Below are 5,529 nucleotides of genomic sequence, written 5' to 3' on the forward strand. Positions count from 1 at the left end.
TCGTGAATTCCCACTACATGGTGTTGACCATCTTGCAAGCGCCAGACTGGGCTACCGCTTTGACCGCCATAGGTATCGAGCATATAGGAGAGCTTGCGACCAGTGATTCTGGTAATTCGACCAGCATTGAACCATTGTGTGCCAAATGGTTTGTCACCAGCGTAGCCAGAGTTATTTATCAGTAGATTTGTGAGTAAGTCGTCGGATAGATTGGCAAATCCGAACCAGCCGACTCGGTTCCCTAGGGTGTCATCCGGTAGAATAATTGCTCCGTAGTCGAAATCATCATCTTGTTCTTGTGTCCAGCCTTTTACACTGCGGAAGGATGTGCTAACTTGGGAGCCGAAGGGAGCTTCGTTTTCATCAATACCGGGAAAGACCTCAATTTTCCTGGCCCAACCACCAGCACTATGGCTATAGACGCAGTGTCCAGAAGTCATTACTGTCCGTGGTCCAATCAACCAGCCAGTACACAGAGACCGCCTCCCATTAGCTTTGGTAATGATTAACTGGCAAATCCATCGCCAGGGCATACTAGTAAGTGAAGAAATGCGGATGCGGTCGTCACTACCACATACTGACTCTGGCCTTTGGAATTCTCCAGCACCAGCATCTGGAAGATTTTCCATATCCTCTGTGACCAACATTCTTTCCTGGAAATCAAAACCCTCATTAAGCGCTCGGGATTTATTGAATCCAGGTACTGCTTCGATTTCACCGCGACCCATCATTCCCTCAAATTGGTCTTCGGTATCTATTGACTGGGATTGAGTTTCGCTGGAAGTGATTTCATGGAGCTGCTGATCCTCCCGTTCTATTTCCTTGCCTTGGTTGGTTTGATTGGAAACTATTTCAGTTTCTGACATAACCATTCTCCTTACAATTAACTACTACAAAGAACTCAAGTGAATGTTCTTTCCATGTACATAATCGCAAGGTTGCACTAGGCTTGACAGTACCCTTGCGGGTACTTATAGCGCTACGGGCAAGTCAGAAGTTAGAAGTCAGAAGTCAAAGGTGCGCTTTCCGTCGGCGAATTAAATTCTTAATGCGGAAAACGCACCATTACGCTCTTGGGGAGGCAGCGCGGTCTTGGGGGTTCCCCCCATGAGCGACTGCCGTGGTTTCCCCCACTCGCGCTTTGCATCAAGACAATGTCCTAATCTGAATGGGTAGTGCTATATAGTCAATTTTTTGATCAAGGAAAACTTAGGTATTTAACTGAGGTACGGGAGTACATCAGTTATCCTGAACAACCCAACCCTCAAGAACGTGATAGCTGATTGCTGATTTTAGCTAAAATTTGGTATCATAGATGTTTTTCGCCTTTGATACCACAAAGAAGACCTTGATTCCTTACTATAAATAACTTTTTCTCTTTATAATAAGCGCATATTTGTATTTTTCTTTACAACTTAAGTATAACACATTAGGGCATCAACACCTACAGCTTAACAATTTGTAAATACATACCCTATATCCCCTATATCATTAGATCAGCCCTGTGAGAATAAGAATCACGTACAGCGAGCGAACCTCAATGGCCACGTAATCGATAAACTACTAGATGAACGACTGGCATTGGCCGCCAGATCTTGGGTAACAGGTGTTTCTGAACCTTGGTTATAACCTGAAGTCAATCAAACGCCTAAGTCAGTCCTCCAAGTACATCTTTAGTTTTGGATTTGTAAGAGCTTCTCACAAGCTATACCGTCTTGATCACCATCGAGGTTGTGAATATCCCCGGGATAGGTTTTCAGTAATAATTGAGCTTGTCTTTGACTTTTAAAATCCGCGCAATTACAAGTATCACCTGTACCGATAACACAAGGTGGGATTTCAGGACAGGTCTCATTTTAAACTCCAATGGAACATAGTGCTCTCTGTCCTGAAGAGCTAAATACAAAAGTCAAAATTGATACTATTAAAGCAAAGGCAGCGATAACATCAGAGCGCTCCCATTTGTGACTGTTATTTTTATTATCAGTATGGATCATGATTACATGATTCAAGTTCTCAGTTCAAGTTTCATTGACCATAGATTAGATTCTTCTAACTCCTTGTGTCAAGCCTAATTGAGATGCTCTTACACTGCATACTTAACCCTTCATACTTCATAATTGATACTTAAGCCTTCATAATTGATACTTGATGCCTTGTTCATACTTCTTACTTTAACAACTGGGATTCCCAATCCTGACTAGTATCCAACCTAATCACCAAAGATTGTTCCTCTTCTGTAAACCCTTCAAATCCAGCCTGTTGACCCTTAAGCAAATCAACCGTAGCATCAGACACATCCCCACTACGAGATAATAAGCGATTGGCCGTAGGCCACGCGGGGCGCGTTCGCATAACACAGCTTCTGGTGCGCAGAGCGTAAATAATTTGTATCGGTAACTGATAACGCTTGGCTTTTGCGATCGCTAATTCTCGGAAAGCCAGTCGGTCATACTTACCATCTCAAATAGGGAGCATGTCACTTATGCAGAACATTTGTACGCTTATCTGGGGAATGGGGAATGGGGAATGGGGAATGGGGAATGGTGATGGGTAATGGGTAATGGGTAATAGGTAATAGGGGGAGTATGTCACTTTTACCGAATATTTTTACCTTATCGATCGCCCCCTCATGGGTAATTGCTTGCTCCTCTGGTAAATAGTTCATCTGTTCTGCAACTAAGACCGGCTCGAACACAGGATTTTTGTTGTTTTGTCAAGTAGTTCATTTGTTAGGCTTATTTGACCTGCTCCCAGTTTGAGGTCCACCAATGTACTTTTGGCTTTGCTGATAATTTTGGTCAATCGCCTCCCGAATTTTAGCAACTGTGCCAAAACTACGGATATAATTATTGGTCTTCGCCCTTTGATGGAACTGAGCTACAACTTTTCCCAATTCCAACCTATGAGTTGTGGTAAGATTCTGCTGTTCCAGGATAGTACTTAACAGAGACTCTTGAGGAAACTGGCGCATTTTAACTGCATACTCTACCACCTCACCCACTCCCCCTAGTCCAAACCCATCACTGGTTTTAATGATTGGCACAACTTCCAAATAAATCTCAGGAGAAACTGACTGATTGATGCGCATTTCTTCTTGACAAAAATGCTTTCGCTGAGCTAAACTTGAATAGTCCAGGAATCCAAAATATACGGCTTTCTTGACTTTATAGACGTACTCGCCAGTAAGCAGCACATAGGAAGCATGGGTCTGAATCAGTTCAATAGGTAGTTTCACCGGATGAGGATAAAATTCCGGCTGCATCATCTGGTTAATTAAACTGGGAATATCTGTCTGTGTCATTTTTCAATAAACAGTTAACTTGGAACTGTTTACTAATTGGGAAGCATTCAGCTGTCAGCTGTTAGCTGACAGCTGATGACTGAATGCTTACAATGATTGGCCGTAGGCCACGCTACGCGAACGAAAGCTGTCTAAATTAAATACACAATAGCTTAATCGCTACTAACAACTTCCTTGACAGACTCAGCCTGAGAACCCTCCAGACGTGGACCATGAGTTTGTACTACTTTTGAAGCAAAATAGTTTCCCCAACGTGCTGCTTGCTTAGTGGTCAAACCATTGGTGATTCCAAACAACACACCACCGGCAAAGGCATCACCAGCTCCTACGGTATCCACGGCCTTAGCTGGGAATCCAGGCACCTGGAAAATTGTTTTATTTTCCACCACTAAACAACCATTAGAGCCATCAGTGATAAAAGCTGTATCCACTAACTCACTAATTTTACCAGCACAATCAGACAAGGATTCCAATCCACAGAAGTGACGTGCTTCTTCCGCGTTACAGAAGACCACATCACAATAATCTGTAATCAGCTGACGGAAATCATCAGCAAAATTCTCTACTAGAAAGAAGTCGGAAAAGGTAAAAGCACTCTTTACTCCTTTAAGCTTGGACTGTTCCATAGCCTCAATACAAGCTTTCCGAGTGCCATCCCCCGTCCACAGATAGCCCTCAACGTAGCTATATTTGCATTGGCTGAGTCGTTCTACATCAATATCAGTAGGAGCCAAAGTAGTAGACACTCCCAGATGAGTACACATAGTACGCTCAGCATCAGGGGTAGTTAGAACCACACAGGTACCAGTTGGACCACTAGATAGCTCAGCTGGATGCACATCAAATTGAATCCCTGCCTCCAATAAGTCTTGTCGGTAAAATTCCCCATTGGTATCTCTAGAGACTTTACCGGAATAGAAGCCTTTACCACCACTTTGAGCGATCGCAATCATAGTATTAGCAGCCGAGCCTCCTGAGCTTAGTTCCAGAGAATGATGCTCAAGATTGTGTAGAATCATAGCCTGCTTTTGGGCATCCATCAAAGTCATTGCCCCTCGATTCAGGTCATGTTGCCGGATAAAATCATCATCCACCAGTGCCAGAATATCGACTAAAGCATTTCCGACACCAAAGACATCAATAGGTCTTGACTGTTGAGAGTTTTCTGTCATTTTCTTCCAATCCAACTAATCATTCACAAAAAAGCCAGGGAAATTTTAACTCTGCCCTGGCTTAATCAGACAACTATAACCAACCTATCATTGCTCTATGATTACTGTATAAAGTAATGATATTGTTTTCGGTTGAATATTTATCATGGAACGTTATTTGTTAATTTAAAATTGAACAGTGAAAATTCTCAGTGAAAATTCTCAGTGCTCAATCGGCAATTAACAAAATAGGATTTAAGGTAAGCATATGCTTACCTGTATTCTGCAACGCTTTATTTAGAAGTGATAGCAAGAACACTTAATTTAGGCTCATCCATAACCTCGATCCCTTCTGGCAAGACTAACTCGTAAATGTACAGCATCTTACCCTGTTCCAAATTTGATATATCAATATCAATGGTTTCGGGAATTTTATCTGGGGGACATTGCACTTTTACTGTTGTAAGCCTTTGCTGCAAAATTCCACCTTGCTTAACTCCCACGGCTTCTCCCACTAGCTTCAGAGGTACAACAACCTCTACTTTATTTTGAGAAGCCACTGAGAAAAAACTGAGGTGGTAAAGGGAATTTTTCCAAGGATGAGATTGTATCTCCCGCAGCAGCACTGGACCATTCCAGGAAATGTCGGGAATAGAGAGCTCTATCAGGGTATTATTAACCGAGGCTGTTTTAAGCAAGTCTTCTGCTGCTTTAGCCGTCATAGTTAAGGATACAGATTCTGCACCATTGTGACCGTAAAGTACGGTGGGAATCAATCCAGAACGGCGTAAGGCTCTCGGCTTACTACCTTCTGGTCGCTTTTGACATTCTACAGTAACATTCATCGCTAGGACTTTAACTCTTCGAGATAACGTAGCCAAATTAATGGCAATTACTGGTCAGCTACCGGTCGATTCCGCCACCGAGGGAGGTGCTGACCTCAATGGTAGGTCAGGGTTTTTAATCGAATCGGAAACTACTGAGATTCAAACTCTCCGACTGACACCCTGACGCCCTGATACCCTGACGCACTTAAACTCCCGAAGTTATCGGTGTACCGCTAGCATCCAATAG

8 protein-coding genes are annotated in these 5,529 nt (G+C 43.0%); 1 reads left to right on the forward strand and 7 read right to left on the reverse strand.

What is annotated here, in order from left to right:
- From F6K20_RS22405 to F6K20_RS22430, 7 genes are all read right to left on the reverse strand, one after another.
- The coding region (locus F6K20_RS22405; protein WP_287296083.1) for a trypsin-like serine peptidase at positions 1-866 on the reverse strand (866 nt) is incomplete at its 3' end.
- 807 nt (positions 867-1,673) lie between these two features.
- Positions 1,674-1,838 (reverse strand): excalibur calcium-binding domain-containing protein, encoded by a 165-nt coding sequence (locus F6K20_RS40130; RefSeq protein WP_081432012.1) that lies wholly within the window; start codon positions 1,836-1,838, stop codon positions 1,674-1,676.
- Between the two features lie 331 nt (positions 1,839-2,169).
- Positions 2,170-2,355, reverse strand: coding sequence for a hypothetical protein (locus F6K20_RS22410; protein ID WP_008190569.1), 186 nt, complete (start codon positions 2,353-2,355; stop codon positions 2,170-2,172).
- A 124-nt stretch (positions 2,356-2,479) separates the two neighbouring features.
- Positions 2,480-2,698: a hypothetical protein gene (locus F6K20_RS22415; protein WP_008190578.1), complete on the reverse strand. Its 219-nt coding sequence runs from the start codon at positions 2,696-2,698 to the stop codon at positions 2,480-2,482.
- A 27-nt stretch (positions 2,699-2,725) separates the two neighbouring features.
- Positions 2,726-3,304 carry a hypothetical protein gene (locus F6K20_RS22420; RefSeq protein ID WP_008190580.1) on the reverse strand — a complete coding sequence of 193 codons (579 nt, stop codon included), beginning with the start codon at positions 3,302-3,304 and terminating at the stop codon, positions 2,726-2,728.
- Positions 3,305-3,456: 152 nt separating this feature from the next.
- On the reverse strand, positions 3,457-4,476 hold the full coding sequence (locus F6K20_RS22425) for an adenosine kinase (RefSeq protein ID WP_008190583.1): 1,020 nt from the start codon (positions 4,474-4,476) through the stop codon (positions 3,457-3,459).
- A gap of 272 nt (positions 4,477-4,748) precedes the next feature.
- Positions 4,749-5,300 (reverse strand): 50S ribosomal protein L25/general stress protein Ctc, encoded by a 552-nt coding sequence (locus F6K20_RS22430; protein ID WP_008190585.1) that lies wholly within the window; start codon positions 5,298-5,300, stop codon positions 4,749-4,751.
- 40 nt (positions 5,301-5,340) lie between these two features.
- Here F6K20_RS22430 and F6K20_RS22435 point away from each other — a divergent pair, with 40 nt between their 5' ends.
- A complete protein-coding gene (locus tag F6K20_RS22435; protein ID WP_008190587.1) occupies positions 5,341-5,466 on the forward strand; it encodes a hypothetical protein in 126 nt (41 codons plus the stop codon).
- The last annotated feature ends 63 nt before the right edge of the window (positions 5,467-5,529 follow it).

It is taken from the genome of Moorena sp. SIO2C4, from assembly GCF_010672485.1.
Lineage (GTDB): Bacteria > Cyanobacteriota > Cyanobacteriia > Cyanobacteriales > Coleofasciculaceae > Moorena > Moorena producens.

Coding starts and splice junctions, on each gene's coding strand:
- F6K20_RS22410 (WP_008190569.1), bottom strand. CDS start 2,355: ATGCGAACGCGCCCCGCGTGGCCTACGGCCAATCGCTTATTATCTCGT.
- F6K20_RS22420 (WP_008190580.1), bottom strand. CDS start 3,304: ATGACACAGACAGATATTCCCAGTTTAATTAACCAGATGATGCAGCCG.
- F6K20_RS22425 (WP_008190583.1), bottom strand. CDS start 4,476: ATGACAGAAAACTCTCAACAGTCAAGACCTATTGATGTCTTTGGTGTC.
- F6K20_RS22430 (WP_008190585.1), bottom strand. CDS start 5,300: ATGAATGTTACTGTAGAATGTCAAAAGCGACCAGAAGGTAGTAAGCCG.
- F6K20_RS22435 (WP_008190587.1), top strand. CDS start 5,341: ATGGCAATTACTGGTCAGCTACCGGTCGATTCCGCCACCGAGGGAGGT.